9 protein-coding genes are annotated in these 17,798 nt (G+C 36.2%); 2 read left to right on the top strand and 7 right to left on the bottom strand.

What is annotated here, in order from left to right; genetic code table 11:
• Window positions 1–452 precede the first annotated feature (452 nt).
• The 4 genes from L1S34_RS03740 to L1S34_RS03725 all read right to left on the bottom strand — a co-directional run bounded on the left by L1S34_RS03740 (window position 453) and on the right by L1S34_RS03725 (window position 8,423).
• Window positions 453–2,720 carry an aconitate hydratase gene (locus L1S34_RS03740; protein ID WP_236362872.1) on the bottom strand — a complete coding sequence of 756 codons (2,268 nt, stop codon included), beginning with the start codon at window positions 2,718–2,720 and terminating at the stop codon, window positions 453–455.
• A gap of 123 nt (window positions 2,721–2,843) precedes the next feature.
• Window positions 2,844–5,615, bottom strand: coding sequence for a bifunctional aconitate hydratase 2/2-methylisocitrate dehydratase (locus L1S34_RS03735; protein ID WP_236362871.1), 2,772 nt, complete (start codon window positions 5,613–5,615; stop codon window positions 2,844–2,846).
• A gap of 326 nt (window positions 5,616–5,941) precedes the next feature.
• Window positions 5,942–6,895: an AAA family ATPase gene (locus tag L1S34_RS03730; RefSeq protein WP_236362870.1), complete on the bottom strand. Its 954-nt coding sequence runs from the start codon at window positions 6,893–6,895 to the stop codon at window positions 5,942–5,944.
• 112 nt (window positions 6,896–7,007) lie between these two features.
• A complete protein-coding gene (locus L1S34_RS03725; protein WP_236362869.1) occupies window positions 7,008–8,423 on the bottom strand; it encodes a peptidylprolyl isomerase in 1,416 nt (471 codons plus the stop codon).
• A 581-nt stretch (window positions 8,424–9,004) separates the two neighbouring features.
• Between L1S34_RS03725 and L1S34_RS03720 the strand changes: the two genes are divergently transcribed.
• Complete coding sequence (locus L1S34_RS03720; protein WP_236362868.1) at window positions 9,005–10,441, top strand: alpha-amylase; 1,437 nt, start codon at window positions 9,005–9,007, stop codon at window positions 10,439–10,441.
• A gap of 169 nt (window positions 10,442–10,610) precedes the next feature.
• Window positions 10,611–12,200: a peptide chain release factor 3 gene (locus tag L1S34_RS03715; protein ID WP_236362867.1), complete on the top strand. Its 1,590-nt coding sequence runs from the start codon at window positions 10,611–10,613 to the stop codon at window positions 12,198–12,200.
• A gap of 94 nt (window positions 12,201–12,294) precedes the next feature.
• Here L1S34_RS03715 and L1S34_RS03710 read toward each other — a convergent pair whose 3' ends face one another.
• The 3 genes from L1S34_RS03710 to rpoC all read right to left on the bottom strand — a co-directional run bounded on the left by L1S34_RS03710 (window position 12,295) and on the right by rpoC (window position 17,656).
• On the bottom strand, window positions 12,295–12,648 hold the full coding sequence (locus L1S34_RS03710; protein WP_166138762.1) for a hypothetical protein: 354 nt from the start codon (window positions 12,646–12,648) through the stop codon (window positions 12,295–12,297).
• A 306-nt stretch (window positions 12,649–12,954) separates the two neighbouring features.
• A complete protein-coding gene (locus L1S34_RS03705) occupies window positions 12,955–13,260 on the bottom strand; it encodes a DUF3467 domain-containing protein (protein ID WP_166138765.1) in 306 nt (101 codons plus the stop codon).
• Between the two features lie 82 nt (window positions 13,261–13,342).
• On the bottom strand, window positions 13,343–17,656 hold the full coding sequence (rpoC, locus tag L1S34_RS03700) for a DNA-directed RNA polymerase subunit beta' (protein ID WP_210788392.1): 4,314 nt from the start codon (window positions 17,654–17,656) through the stop codon (window positions 13,343–13,345).
• Window positions 17,657–17,798: the final 142 nt, after the last annotated feature.

Raw genomic sequence — 17,798 nt, 5'->3', positions numbered from 1 at the left:
ACGTGCTACTGACCGTTTTCGTTTATCACGACAGCATGTTTTACTGGGTGCAACTGCTTTTGGAGACTTTAAAATTTCGAAAAAGCTAATTTAAGTGATTTAATCAAAAAACAGGTCGCTTTTCTAAATTTTAACGTTGAAAAATGAAACTTTAACCCTTTTTTTTGAATTTCATTCTAGAAATACTGGCTTCGCGAGATAGTTACATTTTAATAAAATGATAAAAAATATAATTCTTGAGACAAGCAATTTTCCCCAGCCACGATAGCAGCGAACCTCTTTTGCAACTCAAGTGCTATTTTTTTCTGGGAACAAAGAGCGACTAAAAGAAGCTCCTTTTGTGACCTTGAAAAAAAGTACTTGAGTAAAAAAAGGGAAGCGGATAGCGGGAAATAGCTCCTAAAAAAAAACTCCCAAGTTCCCTTGAGAGTTATTGTTTGTGTTCAAATTATTTAAGCATTGCCAGCTGCTGCGATTAAATTGAGCGCTGATCCTGCAACAAACCACCCGATTTGACCTTCGTTGTAGGTGTGATTTGCCAGTATGTAATCCGTGGTTCCGTCATTGTGAACGAAAGCTAGCGTAAGCGGTTTACCCGGCGCAAAATCAATCAAGTCGATAAAATTGATGGTATCATCTTCTTGGATTTTGTCATAATCAGCCTCTGAGGCAAAAGTAAGCGCTAACATTCCTTGTTTTTTCAGGTTGGTTTCATGAATACGCGCAAACGATTTCACTAAAACTGCTTTTACGCCTAAAAAACGAGGCTCCATGGCGGCATGCTCTCTTGAACTTCCTTCACCATAATTGTGATCACCCACGACAATAGATGGAATTCCGGCTGCTTTGTATGCTCTTGCCACTGCAGGGACAGCATCGTATTGACCAGTAATTTGATTTTTAACCGAATTTGCTTTTTGATTGTACGCATTGATCGCACCAATAAGCATGTTGTTTGAAATGTTATCCAAATGCCCTCTGAAACGCAACCAAGGTCCGGCCATAGAGATGTGATCAGTAGTACATTTACCAAAAGCTTTAATTAATAGCTTACCTCCAGTAATATTTTGTTTGTCCCAAGGTTCAAACGGTTCCAAAAGTTGCAAACGCTCTGAAGTTGGAGAAACCGCCACCGCAATACCACTTCCATCTGCAGCTGGCGCTTGAAAACCTGGATCTTCGGCATCAAATCCTTTAGATGGTAACTCATCACCAAATGGGGCGTCAAGACGCACTTCTTCGCCATTTTCGTTGATAAGTGTATCGGTTAAAGGATTAAAACTCAAATCACCTGCTATGGCCAAAGCCGTTACCAACTCAGGCGACCCAACAAATGCTAAGGTATTTGGATTTCCATCAGCACGTTTAGAGAAATTTCTGTTGAAGGAATGTACTATGGTATTGCGTTCCTCTTTCTCGGCTCCTTCTCTATCCCACATCCCTATACAAGGGCCGCAGGCATTGGCAAAAACAGTTGCTCCCATGGCGTCAAAAGTATCAATAAAACCGTCGCGCTCTATGGTGTAGCGTACCAATTCAGATCCTGGAGTGATGGTGAATTCTGATTTAATTTTTAAATTCTTATCCGTTACTTGTTTCGCAATTGAAGCAGCGCGTGCAATATCTTCGTAAGACGAATTGGTGCATGAACCAATTAAACCAACTTCAATTTTTAGCGGCCAATTGTTTTTGATAGCCTCTTCTTTCATTTTAGAAATAGGAGTAGCCAAATCAGGCGTAAACGGTCCGTTAAGATGTGGCTCTAATTCGTCTAAATTAATTTCGATTACTTGGTCAAAATATTTTTCAGGTTCTGCGTAGACTTCAGGATCTCCGGTTAAGTACGGCGCAATAGCATCTGCGGCAGCGGCCACATCAGCACGATCAGTTGCGCGCAAGTATTTAGCCATTGATTCATCATAACCAAAGGTTGATGTGGTTGCACCAATTTCGGCACCCATGTTACATATCGTTCCTTTACCAGTGCAAGACATTGCTAAGGCGCCTTCACCAAAATATTCAACAATGGCTCCAGTTCCTCCTTTTACGGTAAGAATACCTGCTACTTTTAAAATCACATCTTTTGGTGCGGTCCAACCTGATAATTTACCCGTTAATTTCACACCAATTAATTTAGGAAATTTTAGTTCCCATGCCATTCCTGACATCACATCTACAGCATCGGCACCACCTACTCCAATGGCTACCATTCCTAAACCACCGGCATTTACGGTGTGCGAGTCGGTACCAATCATTAAGCCGCCAGGAAAAGCATAATTTTCCAACACTACTTGATGGATAATTCCTGCTCCCGGTTTCCAGAAACCGATACCATATTTATTTGAAACTGATGATAAAAAATCAAAAACCTCGTTACTCTGCGTTTTGGCTCGTGCCAAATCGGTTGCTGCATCTACTTTAGCTTGAATCAAGTGGTCACAATGAACCGTTGTTGGAACAGCAACAGTTTTTTTTCCTGCATGCATAAATTGCAATAAAGCCATTTGAGCAGTAGCATCTTGGCAGGCTACGCGGTCTGGTGCAAAGTCAACATAATCCTCTCCTCGCCTGAATGGCTTTTCGGGCATTTTATCCCAAAGATGATTGTATAAAATTTTCTCTGTCAAGGTAAGCGGACGCCCCACTAATTCACGTGCTTGATCTACTCGTGCAGGCATTGAAGCATACACTTTTTGGATCATTTCGATATCAAATGCCATAGAATTTGTATTTAGTGATTATTGTTTCATTTATTGAACCTACAAGTTACGAAAAAATCAGACCAAAAAAAAGCCTGAGCGATAACACTCAGGCTTTTGAAAGGAAATTAACAAAAATTTACCTTATTTTACTAATAATTTATGAGACGGAGCAAATTGTGTTAAGTTGATTCCGTCAACAGCAGTTTTATACTCTTCGATAGTAGGTGTTCTTCCTAAAATGGTAGATAAAACAACCACTGGCGTAGAAGAAAGTAAAGATTCTCCTTTTTTACCGTCGGTATCTTCAACTACACGACCTTGGAATAAACGAGTTGATGTTGCCATAACCGTATCTCCTTTTGAAGCTTTTTCTTGGTTACCCATACACAAGTTACAACCAGGACGCTCTAAGTACAACATGTTTTCATACTCGGTACGCGCTGCCGCTTTTGGTGCGTTATCATCAAACTCAAAACCAGAGTATTTTTGTAATACTTCCCAATCACCTTCTGCTTTTAATTCGTCCACAATATTGTATGTAGGCGGCGCAACAACTAATGGTGCTTTGAACTCTACTTTACCGTTTTGTGCTTCTACATTTTTAAGCATTTGTGCCAATATTTTCATATCGCCTTTATGAACCATACAAGATCCTACAAACCCAAGATCAACTTGTTTGGTTCCGCCATAAAACGAAAGTGGTCTGATTGTATCGTGAGTATAACGCTTAGAAACATCAGCATTGTTTACATCTGGATCAGCAATCATTGGCTCAGCAACAATATCCAAATCAATAACTACCTCAGCATAATATTTAGCATTAGCATCAGGAGTTAAAGCTGGTTTTTCACCAGATTGAATTTCAGCAATTCTTTTGTTTGCGATATCGATCAACCCTTTAAGCACTTGCTTTTGGTTGTCCATACCTTTATCAATCATAATTTGGATTCTACCTTTTGCAATTTCTAAAGATTCAATTAGAGTAGCATCCTCAGAAATACAGATAGAAGCTTTGGCTTTCATTTCAGCAGTCCAATCGGTGAACGTAAAAGCTTGATCTGCTGTTAATGTTCCAATGTGTACTTCGATAATACGACCTTGGAAAACATTTTCGCCACCAAACTGTTGCAACATTTGCGATTGTGTAGCATGTACCACATCACGGAAATCCATGTAGTTTTTCATGTTTCCTTTAAAAGTCACCTTTACAGATTCTGGAATTGGCATAGAAGCCTCACCTGTTGCTAATGCAAGGGCTACAGTTCCTGAATCGGCACCAAAAGCAACACCTTTTGACATTCTAGTATGTGAATCTCCACCAATAATAATTGCCCATTCATCAACAGTAATATCATTTAAAACTTTATGAATTACGTCGGTCATGGCGTGGTATTCTCCTTTTGGATCACGAGCTGTAATTAAACCAAAATCATTCATGAATTTCATTAATCTTGGGATATTTGCTTTCGATTTATTATCCCAAACCGAAGCCGTGTGACATCCTGATTGGTAAGCACCATCTACAATTGGAGAAATCACAGTAGCTGCCATCGACTCTAATTCTTGTGATGTCATTAAACCAGTAGTATCTTGAGAGCCTACAATATTCACTGTTACACGAACATCTGAACCAGCATGTAATATTTTACCCGGAGTCGCTCCTACTGCGTTTTTATTGAATATTTTTTCAACCGCTGTTAAACCTTGTCCTTCGACAGAAACTTCTTTCGAAGGTGCAAAAACTGGTACCGTTGCAATTCCTAAAGTTTTAGAAGCAAAAGTTTGCAATTTTTTACCAAAAACAATGGCGTAAGAACCACCTGCTTTGATAAATTCCATTTTTTGAGGTGTGAAAGCTTTCGAAATATCGATCAATTCTTCACCGTCCTTGTATAGTTTTTTGGTTTTGGTATTAATAGTCAAAACCGTTCCAGTTGCTACAGAATATGCTTCTTCAAGAATTGGGTCACCACTTTCATTACGAAGTACTTCACCGTTTGCATCTGTTTTTTTAACCCAGTTTTTCAAATCCAAACCGATACCACCAGTTACATCAACTGTCGTTAAGAAGATTGGAGAAATACCATTTGTTCCCGCCACAATCGGAGCAATGTTGATGAATGGAACGTATGGACTAGCTTGTTTTCCTGCCCAAAGTGCTACGTTGTTCACACCAGACATTCTAGAAGAACCTACACCCATAGTACCTTTTTCAGCAATAAGCATCACACTTTTATCTGGGTGTTGCGCTTTTAAAGCTTCAATTCCTTGTTGTGCTTCTGGCGAAATGAAACATTTACCGTGTAATTCACGATCAGAACGCGAGTGCGCTTGATTTCCAGGCGACAATAAATCAGTTGAAATATCACCTTCGCCAGCAATGAACGTCACTACTTGAATTTCTTCGGCAACTTCAGGAAGTTTCGTGAAAAATTCCGCTTTAGCATAACTTTCTAAAATAGAGGTCGCAATTGCGTTGCCTGCTTTGTAAGCTGCTTCTAAACGATCTGTATCTGCTTCATACAAATACACTTGTGTTTTTAAAACTTCGGCTGCAGCCAAAGCTTTTTCAGCATCGTCACCCAAAGCAATATCTAATAAAACTTTGATTGAAGGACCACCTTTCATGTGCGACAATAATTCTAACGCAAATGCTGGGGTAATTTCAGCAACTACTTCAGTACCTAAAATGATTTCTTTTAAGAAAGCGGCTTTTTGAGCAGCTGCAGGTGTTGTTCCTGGCACTACATTGTAAATAAAAAATTGAAGAGACGCTTCACGATGTGCATTCGCTGTGTCTTTAATTTGAGAGATGATTTCGCTAATTAAGTCTGCACCATCAATTGGCTTTGGATGAAGTCCTTGCCCTTTTCTGTCTTCGATTTCTTGTAGATAATCGTTATATAAACTCATAATTGGAATGTTTTTCTATGTTTACAACTTTTACTTTGAGCAAATCAGAGACAAAAGCAGAAACTATTTATTTATCTAGCAAATTTAGTAGATTAAGATGAAATTTAAAAAAATATAATGAAAGTGACCATTTGAAAAAATACTATTAGTAAATACTGAAATCAAATGCTTTAAAATAAGAATAAAATAAAATATTAACATATTTGTGCTATATCCTCAAGAAACAAAACGCTTTTTAATTATTTCGTAAAAACAAAAAATACCAATTTCAAGAAAACGTTGTAGTTCGTCTTAAAATTGGTATTTAAAAATAGAATTTCTTGTCTCTAAAACAACTTTGTAATGATCATTTCCTCAGTAATGCCCTCTGCATCGGCTTTGTAATTTTTAATAATTCTATGACGCAAAATTCCAATAGCTACTGCTTTTACATCTTCAATATCTGGAGAAAATTTACCTTGAAAAACAGCGTGAGTTTTAGCGGCTAAAATTAAGTTTTGCGACGCACGTGGTCCTGCACCCCAATCTAAATAATTTTTCACAAAGTCAGTTGCTAAGTTATTATCAGGACGGGTTTTACTAACCAAAGTCACGGCATATTCAATTACATTATCAGCAACTGGAATACGACGAATTAATTGTTGGAAATCGATAATTTCTTGAGCGGTAAATAATGGATCAACCACTGCTTTTAGATCTGCTGTGGTTTGTTTTACAACTTGTACTTCCTCTTGAAAACTAGGATATTCTAGTTTGATAGAAAACATAAAACGATCTAGTTGCGCTTCTGGCAAAGGATAAGTACCTTCTTGCTCAATTGGGTTTTGAGTTGCCAACACAAAATATGGCAAAGCAAGTTTGTAATTGGCTCCTGCAATAGTTACCGAGCGCTCTTGCATGGCTTCGAGCAAAGCTGCCTGAGTTTTGGGCGGTGTTCTATTAATCTCGTCAGCGAGAATTATGTTTGAAAAAATAGGTCCTTTGATGAATTTGAATTGACGGTTTTCGTCTAAAATTTCGCTTCCCAAAATATCCGACGGCATTAAATCTGGTGTAAATTGAATGCGTTTAAAATCTAACCCCAAGGCTTGCGCTAATGTGTTTACCAACAAAGTTTTTGCCAAACCTGGAACACCTACCAACAAGGCATGACCGCCACTAAAAACGCATAACAAAATTTGTTCTACAACGGCATCTTGCCCAACGATAATTTTGGCGATTTCTTTTTTTAAATCATTTCTTTTTTGAACTAAATTTTGAACTGCAGCTACGTCTGACATGTATAAAGTATTTTTAAATGAAAAAGAGTTAGTTTTTATGAAAACATAAAACTAACTCTTTTTATTAATTTATCGAAAAAAATATGAAACTTCTCAATCAGAAAATAAGCGCTTATTTTTTTAACCAATTATTAGTGAAATCACAATCTCTGTATTCCCCAACAATTTTTATGTAGGTTTCTTTAATTTTCTCATCAAACCATTTACCAATAGCCGTTATACGTTTTTTGTTTAACGCTAACTCTTTAATTTTTGTATAATCTTTGGCATAATCAGCAGCATGCTCATCAATACGATTGGTAACTGTTATGATTTTAAATTTCTTTTTACCTTGATCATCTTGATCTAAAATTGGTGCTGAAATTTCGTTGGTTTTTAAATTGGAAACCTGACTATAAAAAGACGGATCCATCTTGGTCAACTCAAAACGAGTATCCTGAGTTTGAGGATTTATTAGCGCTCCACCATTTGCTCTAGTCTGTTTTTCATCAGATAAACTTCTTGCAGCCTCTGCAAATGTAATTTCTTTAGCTTCGATTCTCTTTTTGATAAGTGCAATTTTTTCTTTAGCTTCTTTCAAAGAAGTTTCAGTTACAGTTGGTGCTAACAAAATATGACGTAATTCTACCTCTTGTCCTTTTATTTTCTCTATGTATATTATATGAAAACCAAATTCTGTTTCAAAAGGGGCTGATATTTCACCCTCAGCTAAACTAAAAGCAACTTCTTTAAATTCTTTTACAAAAGGAGTTTTACGATTCATCTTGTAATAACCACCATTAGCTCTTGAGCCTGGATCTTGAGAGTATAAAACCGCTTTTGTAGAAAAACTAGAACCCTCTTGAATTTCCTTTTTGAACTCATTTAATCTATCAATAACCTTCTGTTTGTCTTCTTGTGAAACCTTTGGTTCCACCACAATTTGCGCTACTTCCAACTCCACTCCAAATGATGGTAAATCTTCTTTTGGAATATCTTTAAAATAATTGCGTACTTCTTCAGGTGTAATTTCTACAGCATCAACAATCTTTTTTGTCATTTCAGAAGTTAACTTACCCTCTTTCAAAATATCTGCAAAATACGTTCTAAAATCTTCTTCAGAGTCTTTTTTATAGTACTGAATTACCTTTTCCATCGAGCCGATTTGACTTACAAGGTAGGTCAATCTTTCCTCTAACATTCCTTTCACTTCTGCATCTGAGACAATAATACTATCTTGTACAGCTTGGTGTGCGTATAATTTATCTTCAAGTAATTTACCTAACATTTGACATCTGGTAATATCCTTTACAGAACCACCGTTAGCAGCAATTTCTAGATATGACTTATCAATATCTGAATCTAAAATGATGTAATCACCTACGGTAGCAATAACTCCGTCTACTTTTAGCTTTCCTTTTGAAGGCGCTTTTTTAACTGGAGCAGCAACAGAATCGATAATAATCTCTTGTGCATTGGCCTGAGTACTTACAAAAAAGAGACAAACTAAAGTAAGTAACAAGACACTTTTGCTAGTGATAAATTTCATTTTAATGGTAGTATTAATTGATGTAATAATTTTATAATTAAGCTTTTAGTTCTGCTATTGCAATACTAAATAAATTGAACGGCTGGCAAATATACACTTTCAAAAATAACTTCAAATATAAAGTCAAAATTGGAAACAACTCCTTAAACAATTCAAGCGAACAAAAATAGCAATTCATTGACACAAAACAAGTTTCATTGGTACTATTAACAAAAAATTATAGGCAAAAAAATCAGTACAATTTTCAGCAAACTTTCTTAAAAAAGCTACAAACAAAAATCCAAATTAAAACCTAAGAAGCACCGTCTTATTATCAGCAACAATACCAGAACTGCTTTTAAAAAAATAAATTATTACCTACGTAATCTTTCGTAAGAAATAAAGTTGTAAACACTATAACGTTTTCGTGATTCGCAAGAAAAAATAATAAACAGCATTTCGAATAATAAAAATATATTCGTAAAAAAATAAATTATTCACAAAATTAAACACATTAAAATATACATATTATCAGCAAAAAGAAATTTAGCTAAATAAGTTGTAGAAAATTCCCTCTAATAAATTAACCAAACTATCAAACCATGAAAAAACCAATTTTTAAAATTTTTGCGCTGACCACCGCCTTAATGGCTTTGTATTCTTGTAGCAATGACGATGCGGCAAACACCCTTGAAACAGCAAAAGAATTCAAAACGATCAATGTAACAACACATGACGGTCGTCCATTTGATACCGGTAAAAAAACTAATCTTTCAAACGGTCGCTATGTAGCTAACCCTGGTGGAGGAGTCATGATGCAAGCCTTTTACTGGGATGCTCCTGCGGGAGGTACATGGTGGAATGTGGTGAATTCAAAAATTACTGCATGGTCAAACGCCGGTATTGGCGCAATCTGGCTACCTCCTGTATCGAAAGCACAAAACGGACCATTCTCCATGGGATATGACCCTACAGACTACTTCGATTTTGGTAATTTCAATCAAAATGGAACCGTTGAAACTCGTTTTGGATCCAAAACCGAACTGGAAAGTTTAATTACAAAAGTACATACTGAAAACATGCAAGTGTATGCCGATATGGTCCTCAATCATAATAGTGGCGGACAATTAGAAAGCAATCCGTTTACAGGAACTCAAACCTATACTAATTTCACAGGAGTAGCCTCAGGTAAATTCAAAAGAACAAGTTCCGACTTTTACAAAAATGCCTATGGAAACAATGACGAGGGATCCTTTGGTGGATTTCCTGATCTTGCTCACGTAGTGCCTAATGTACAAGATTGGTTATGGAAAAGAGCCGATGGAGTTGGGAAATTTTATAAAAATACGATGAAATTTGACGGATGGCGATTTGATTATGTCAAAGGCTTTGCTCCATGGGTAATTCGTGATTGGAATGCTAATGTAGGTGGATTTTCAGTAGGTGAACTTTGGGATTCCAATGTTGATTTGCTAAATAATTGGGCTAATAATGCCAATAGTTCTGTGTTTGATTTTGCTTGCTATTACAAAATGAATGACGCATTTGACAATAACAACCTGAACTTATTAAACGATGACATGATGTGGAAACGCAATCCATATAAGGCGGTTACATTTGTTGCCAATCATGATACTGATGAAATTTGGAAAAAAGAACTGGCTTACGCCTACATTTTAACTCATGAAGGGTATCCAACTATTTTTTACAGAGATTATGAAGAATGGCTGAACAAAACCAAAATGAACAATTTAATTTGGATTCACAATAACAAAGCCACAGGAAATACCTCCATTTTATATACCGATACGGATGAGTATATCGCTAGACGAAACGGATACAATGGGAACCCAGGATTAGTTGTTTACATCAACAATTCAAATACTTGGCAAGAACGATGGATTCAAACCAATTGGAGCAATGCTCAAATAAAAGATTTTACTGGGAATTCTGGTTGGTATCCTACCACACAAGCAGACAAATGGGTTAAAATACAATGTCCACCAAATGGCTATTCTATATGGTCTATCAATATGTAAAATCAAAGGCTACCAAATACGGTGGCCTTTTTTTATAACATTACTAATTGACTCTATTTTAAACCAAAAAATGATCCTGAAACCATTGTAATATTCTTGCTATTAGCTACTACATTTTTTTTAATTGGCATTTATAAATAGTACTTTTGCAACCTATTTATATATACACATGGCTTTTTTAGAAGAAATACAACGCAGAAGAACTTTTGGAATTATATCGCATCCCGATGCCGGAAAAACAACACTTACAGAAAAGCTCCTCCTTTTTGGTGGTGCTATTCAAGAAGCAGGTGCTGTAAAAAACAATAAAATAAAAAAAGGAGCTACGAGTGACTTTATGGAAATTGAACGCCAAAGAGGTATCTCAGTTTCTACATCCGTTTTAGCTTTTAACTACCAAGATAAAAAGATAAATATTCTTGATACGCCTGGTCATAAGGATTTTGCCGAAGATACTTTTAGAACCTTAACAGCCGTTGACAGCGTAATTGTGGTGATTGACGTTGCCAAAGGTGTCGAAGAACAAACAGAAAAATTAGTTGCTGTTTGTAGAATGCGAAAAATTCCTATAATTGTTTTCATCAATAAATTAGACCGCGAAGGACAAGATGGTTTTGACTTGATGGACGAAGTAGAACAAAAATTAGGACTCGCTGTCACTCCATTGAGTTTCCCTATAGGAATGGGTTACGATTTTCAAGGTATTTATAATTTATGGGAACAAAACATTAACTTATTTAGTGGTGACAGCCGCAAGAATATTGAGGAAACTATTGCTTTTTCAGATGTACAAAGTCCAGAGCTGGAAAAAATTATTGGACAAAAACCTGCTGATAAACTTCGTGAAGAACTAGAGTTAATTGATGAAGTATATCCAAAATTTGATCGCCAAGACTATTTGGATGGGAAATTGCAACCTGTGTTTTTTGGTTCGGCTTTAAATAATTTCGGAGTTCGCGAACTTTTGGATTGTTTTGTTCAAATAGCACCATCGCCAAGACCAAAAGACTCCGAAACGAGATTAGTCGATCCTGCTGAACAAAAAATGACTGGTTTTGTATTTAAAATTCATGCCAATATGGATCCTAAGCACCGCGACCGTTTGGCTTTTATAAAAATTGTGTCTGGTACATTTGAAAGAAATAAACCGTATTATCACGTACGTCAAAAGAAGAATTTAAAGTTCTCAAGCCCGAATGCTTTCTTTGCAGAGAAAAAAGAAATTGTAGACATTTCCTATCCGGGAGATATTGTAGGTTTGCACGATACCGGAAACTTTAAAATTGGAGATACACTTACAGAAGGTGAAGTAATGAGTTTTAAAGGAATTCCGAGCTTTTCTCCAGAGCACTTTAGGTATATCAATAATGCAGATCCAATGAAAGCAAAGCAGTTGGATAAAGGAGTTGATCAGTTAATGGATGAAGGTGTGGCACAGCTTTTTACGCTTGAAATGAATAACAGAAAAATAATCGGAACAGTTGGTGCACTACAATACGAAGTAATTCAATACCGATTAGAGCATGAATATGGTGCAAAATGTACTTACGAAAATTTTCCAGTGCACAAGGCTTGTTGGGTAAAACCAAACGACTCTAAAAGTGATGAGTTTAAAGAATTCAGACGTATCAAACAAAAATTCTTGGCTCACGATAAATACGGACAATTAGTATTCTTGGCCGATTCGGACTTTACAATTCAAATGACTCAAAGTAAATACCCTAATGTAAAACTATTCTTTACCTCAGAGTTTGAGTAAAAATTAAAACTATAAACGTACCTTGCGTTTGTATTGAAGACAAAAAAAACGCTACTTTCTCAAGTAGCGTTTTTTTATATTCTTAAATCAATTATTAGGCAATCATACTTTCTAAACTAGAAGCTTTTTTTAAGAATGCTTTAATTAGCAATCTATTTGGAGCAGTACCAGAGGTAATAATTTGTTTTTTTGTTGTTGTCCCTTCTGGATTTATTGTTTTGTTAGGATCTTGTTTTGAACCCATAAACCACAAAACAAAATTCATAGAATTTGTAGTAGTAGTTGCAGAAACATTTTCTGTTTTAGTAGAAGTAACTTCTGTCTGATTCATTTCTGCCACCGTATTTGTAGTTTGACCAAATGAAGAAGAAGATACCAAAGTAAAAGCAAGCACCATCAAGGTGTTTAGTATAAATTTGTTGCTTACTTTAAAAGAAAAATGATTCATATTACTTTCTAATTTTATACGGATAGTAGTTTTTTCTCTATCTCGAGCACGAAAGTATAACATTAGTATATTGTCCAAAAATATTCTCGACAAAGCGCTATAAAACTCGTTCAAAGCACAAATTGAGTATATTAAGCACTGTTAAACTGCATCTTAACAAAAATCAAGGATAATTATAACAAGGAAGTCCAACAGTAAAAAATTAATAGAAACTTTAGATCTACGAGACAAAAAAGCCGTTTCGGGTATTTAAAATAGTGCATAAAAAAAAGGCTCCAGAAAAACTGGAGCCTTTTGAACTATTATTTATGCCTGGCCAGCAGGGCCAAAATTTAAAGGAATTGGAGCTTGATCGGTATCTTTGATCTCGCCATGAGCGCTTTCAAATCTATGAATATTTTCTCCAATCGCTTTCAATAATCTTTTAGCATGCTGCGGAGTCAAAACAATTCTTGACTTCACCTTTGCTTTAGGTATACCTGGCATGATGCTTACAAAATCCAGAACAAACTCAGACGAAGAGTGATTTATTATTGCTAAGTTAGAATAAATTCCTTCAGCAGTAATTTCATCCAATTCGATATTAATTTGATCTTGTGGTTGATCTTTCATATTTTTAGTATTTAGTGGTTAGTTAAATAGTCCTCAGTGATTAAACTTTATGAAAAATCACTAAGGACTAGACACTAAAACCTTAATAGATGTACTCCTCTTTGTTAGCCATCATATCATTGTAATCGTCTTTTGAACCTACAATTGTGTGATCGTACTCTCTCATACCTGTACCGGCTGGGATTCTATGACCTACAATTACATTTTCTTTCAATCCTTCTAAGTAATCAATTTTACCTGCAACTGCAGCTTCATTTAATACTTTAGTAGTTTCCTGGAACGATGCCGCAGAGATAAATGATTTAGTTTGAAGCGAAGCTCTTGTAATACCCTGTAATACTGGAGTTGCTGTTGCAGTTACCACATCACGAGCTACTACTAGATTTTTATCTGTACGTTTCAATAAAGAGTTTTCGTCACGCAACTCACGAGGCGTAATGATTTGTCCTTCTTTTAATACAGCTGAATCTCCAGCATCCTCTACCACTTTCATACCGTATAATTTATCGTTTTGAACGATGAAATCTTTAGTATGAATCAATTGATCTTCTAAGAATAAAGTATCACCTGGATCTTGTACTCTTACTTTGCGCATCATTTGACGAATAACAACCTCGAAGTGTTTGTCGTTAATTTTTACACCTTGTAATCGGTATACCTCTTGGATTTCATTTACCAAGTACTGTTGAACAGCAGCTGGACCTTGAATTCTTAAAATATCATCTGGAGTAATTGCTCCGTCAGACAATGGCACACCTGCTCTTACGAAGTCATTTTCTTGAACAAGAATTTGACTTGATAATTTAACTAGGTATTTACGAACATCTCCAAATTTAGATTCGATAACAATTTCGCGGTTACCTCTTTTGATTTTTCCAAAAGAAACAACACCATCAATTTCAGAAACTACAGCTGGGTTAGATGGATTACGAGCTTCTAATAACTCTGTAATTCTTGGTAAACCTCCGGTAATATCTCCTGATTTAGAAGAACGACGAGGGATTTTTACCAAAACTTTACCTGCTTTAATTTTCTCACCATTTTCAACCATCAAGTGGGCTCCAACTGGTAAGTTGTATGAACGAATCAATTCACCATCTTTACCGTAAACTAATAAAGTTGGAATTAATTTTTTAGCTCTTGATTCAGAAATTACTTTTTCTTGGAAACCAGTTTGCTCATCGATTTCAACCATGAACGATTGTCCTTGCTCTAAATCTTCGTAAGCAATTTTACCAGTAAACTCAGAAACAATAACCCCGTTATATGGATCCCATTTACAGATCACTTCTCCTTTTGCAACAGATTGACCATCTGCAACAAAAATACTAGAACCGTAAGGAATGTTATTGGTACTTAATAAAATACCTGTTCTTTCGTCAATTAATTTCAATTCAGTAGAACGAGAAACAACGATATCTACCGAGTTTCCTTCGCTATCTTCACCTTTAACAGTTTTAAGATCTTCGATTTCAAGCTTACCTGCAAACTTAGTTACAATGCTTGATTCTTCAGAAATACCACCCGCAACCCCTCCAACGTGGAAAGTACGTAATGTCAACTGTGTACCTGGCTCACCAATAGACTGTGCTGCAATTACACCAACAGCTTCACCTCTTTGAGTCATTTTACCAGTTGCTAGGTTACGACCGTAGCACTTAGCACAAATTCCTTTTAGAGCCTCACATGTTAATGGAGAACGAACTTCAACTTTCTCTATTGGAGAAGCGTCGATCGCTTTCATAATTACTTCAGTAATTTGCTCACCTGAACGAACTAGTACTTCGCTTGTCAAAGGATTAATTAAATCTTGTAACACTACACGTCCTAAGATTCTCTCTCCTAATGATTCTACGATCTCTTCGTTCTTTTTCAATGCTGAAACTTCAACACCTCTTAATGTACCACAATCATCGATATTTACAATTACATCTTGTGAAACGTCATGTAATCTACGAGTCAAGTATCCAGCATCAGCTGTTTTAAGAGCGGTATCCGCAAGACCTTTACGAGCACCGTGAGTAGAGATAAAGTACTCAAGGATCGAAAGACCTTCTTTAAAGTTAGAAAGAATTGGGTTTTCAATAATTTCACCACCACCAGCAGTAGATTTTTTAGGCTTAGCCATCAAACCACGCATACCAGTTAACTGACGAATTTGTTCCTTAGAACCCCTCGCTCCAGAGTCAAGCATCATGTACACAGAGTTAAATCCTTGTTGATCCTCTCTAATGTTTTTCATTGCTAACTCTGTTAATTGCGCATTAGCAGAAGTCCAAACATCAATAACTTGGTTGTAACGCTCGTTATTAGTAATAAGACCCATGTTATAGTTAGCAGAGATACCTTGAACTTGCTCTCTTGCATCAGCAATTAACTTAGGTTTTTGGTCTGGAATTCTAATATCACCTAATGAGAATGACAATCCACCTTTGAAGGCGAATTTATACCCCATATCTTTCATGTTATCCAAGAAAGCAGCAGTAGTAGGTACATCTGTACAGCTAAGTACGTGCCCAATAATATCTCTTAAGTTTTTCTTTGTCAATACGTCATTGATATAACCAGCTGCTTCAGGAACAACTTCGTTAAACAATACACGTCCAGCAGTAGTTTGAATGATTTGGTAAACTAATTCACCAGCCTCATTGAAATCTTTTGCTCTAATTTTAACACGAGCATTCAATTCTACTCTTCCTTCATTCAAAGCGATATTCACCTCTTCAGCAGAATAGAATGTAATTCCTTCACCTAAAATTTTCAATTCAGGAGTTGACAAACGTTCTTTGGTCATATAATACAGACCCAAGACCATATCCTGAGATGGTACAGTGATTGGAGCACCATTTGCAGGGTTCAAAATGTTGTGCGAACCTAACATTAACAACTGAGCCTCTAAGATAGCCTCTGGTCCTAATGGTAAGTGTACCGCCATTTGATCCCCATCAAAATCCGCGTTAAATGCCGTACAAACTAGAGGGTGCAATTGGATTGCTTTTCCTTCAATTAATTTCGGTTGGAACGCTTGGATACCAAGACGGTGCAAAGTAGGAGCACGGTTTAATAAGATTGGGTGACCTTTGATTACATTTTCAAGGATATCCCAAACAACTGGCTCTTTTTTATCAATTATTTTTTTAGCAGATTTAACTGTTTTTACAATTCCCCTTTCGATTAATTTACGAATCACAAAAGGTTTGTACAATTCAGCTGCCATATCCTTAGGAATACCGCACTCTGATAATTTTAATTCTGGTCCAACAACAATTACCGAACGAGCAGAATAATCCACACGTTTACCCAATAAGTTTTGACGGAAACGACCTTGCTTACCTTTTAACGAGTCAGAAAGTGATTTCAACGGTCTGTTTGATTCTGTTTTAACAGCAGATGCTTTACGCGTGTTGTCAAATAATGAATCTACAGATTCTTGCAACATACGTTTCTCGTTTCTCAAGATAACTTCTGGAGCTTTGATCTCCATTAATCTTTTCAAACGGTTGTTACGGATGATTACACGACGGTATAAATCATTCAAATCTGAAGTTGCAAAACGACCTCCATCAAGTGGTACAAGCGGACGTAATTCTGGTGGAATAACTGGTACCACTTTCATAATCATCCATTCAGGACGGTTTTCGCGGTTTAAGTTAGACTCACGGAAAGATTCAACTACTTGTAATCTTTTTAAAGCTTCTGTTTTACGTTGTTTAGACGTTTCATTGTTAGCACTGTGTCTTAATGAATATGATAATGCATCAAGATCAATTCTTGCTAACAAATCCATAATACACTCTGCTCCCATTTTGGCAACAAATTTATTAGGATCAAAATCATCTAAATATTGGTTGTCTGCAGGAAGGGTATCTAAAATATTCAAATACTCCTCTTCAGTCAAGAAATCTAATCTTTGTAATGATTCGCCATCAGCATTTTTAGCAATACCAGCTTGGATTACTACGTATCTTTCGTAGTAAATAATCATATCTAATTTCTTAGAAGGAAGACCAAGGATATAACCAATTTTGTTTGGCAAAGAACGGAAATACCAAATATGAGCAATTGGCACCACAAGATTAATGTGACCTACTCTATCTCTACGTACTTTTTTCTCTGTAACTTCAACACCACAACGGTCGCAAATGATACCTTTGTAACGAATTCTTTTGTATTTTCCACACGCACATTCGAAATCCTTTACAGGTCCAAAAATACGCTCGCAAAAAAGACCATCACGCTCTGGTTTGTGCGTTCTATAGTTGATCGTCTCTGGCTTTAAAACTTCACCTCTTGACTCTTTTAAGATTGACTCTGGAGATGCTAATCCAATAGAAATTTTATTAAACCTTTTAACTTGGTTTTTATCTTTATTGTTATTATTTCTGTTATTCATCATAGTTTCTACTATTGATTTATCTGCAATTAAAAAATTGATTTTTGTGTTGGTCTCGGTCTTAAACATCTGGTTCAATCCTCAACAATAACACTACCACGAATTACTTCTCTAAACCTCAAGCCCTTGCTTGAAGTGCTAGTTA

The sequence above is a fragment of the Flavobacterium sp. K77 genome (genome assembly GCF_021608205.1).
Lineage (GTDB): Bacteria > Bacteroidota > Bacteroidia > Flavobacteriales > Flavobacteriaceae > Flavobacterium > Flavobacterium turcicum.
This window is presented reverse-complemented; position numbering and strand designations above follow the sequence as displayed.

Bases quoted from the DNA above. Each gene is read 5' to 3' on its own strand.
- L1S34_RS03710 (WP_166138762.1), bottom strand. From the start codon at position 12,648: ATGAATCATTTTTCTTTTAAAGTAAGCAACAAATTTATACTAAACACC.
- L1S34_RS03720 (WP_236362868.1), top strand. From the start codon at position 9,005: ATGAAAAAACCAATTTTTAAAATTTTTGCGCTGACCACCGCCTTAATG.
- L1S34_RS03735 (WP_236362871.1), bottom strand. From the start codon at position 5,615: ATGAGTTTATATAACGATTATCTACAAGAAATCGAAGACAGAAAAGGG.
- L1S34_RS03740 (WP_236362872.1), bottom strand. From the start codon at position 2,720: ATGGCATTTGATATCGAAATGATCCAAAAAGTGTATGCTTCAATGCCT.
- L1S34_RS03715 (WP_236362867.1), top strand. From the start codon at position 10,611: ATGGCTTTTTTAGAAGAAATACAACGCAGAAGAACTTTTGGAATTATA.
- L1S34_RS03725 (WP_236362869.1), bottom strand. From the start codon at position 8,423: ATGAAATTTATCACTAGCAAAAGTGTCTTGTTACTTACTTTAGTTTGT.
- L1S34_RS03705 (WP_166138765.1), bottom strand. From the start codon at position 13,260: ATGAAAGATCAACCACAAGATCAAATTAATATCGAATTGGATGAAATT.
- rpoC (WP_210788392.1), bottom strand. From the start codon at position 17,656: ATGATGAATAACAGAAATAATAACAATAAAGATAAAAACCAAGTTAAA.
- L1S34_RS03730 (WP_236362870.1), bottom strand. From the start codon at position 6,895: ATGTCAGACGTAGCTGCAGTTCAAAATTTAGTTCAAAAAAGAAATGAT.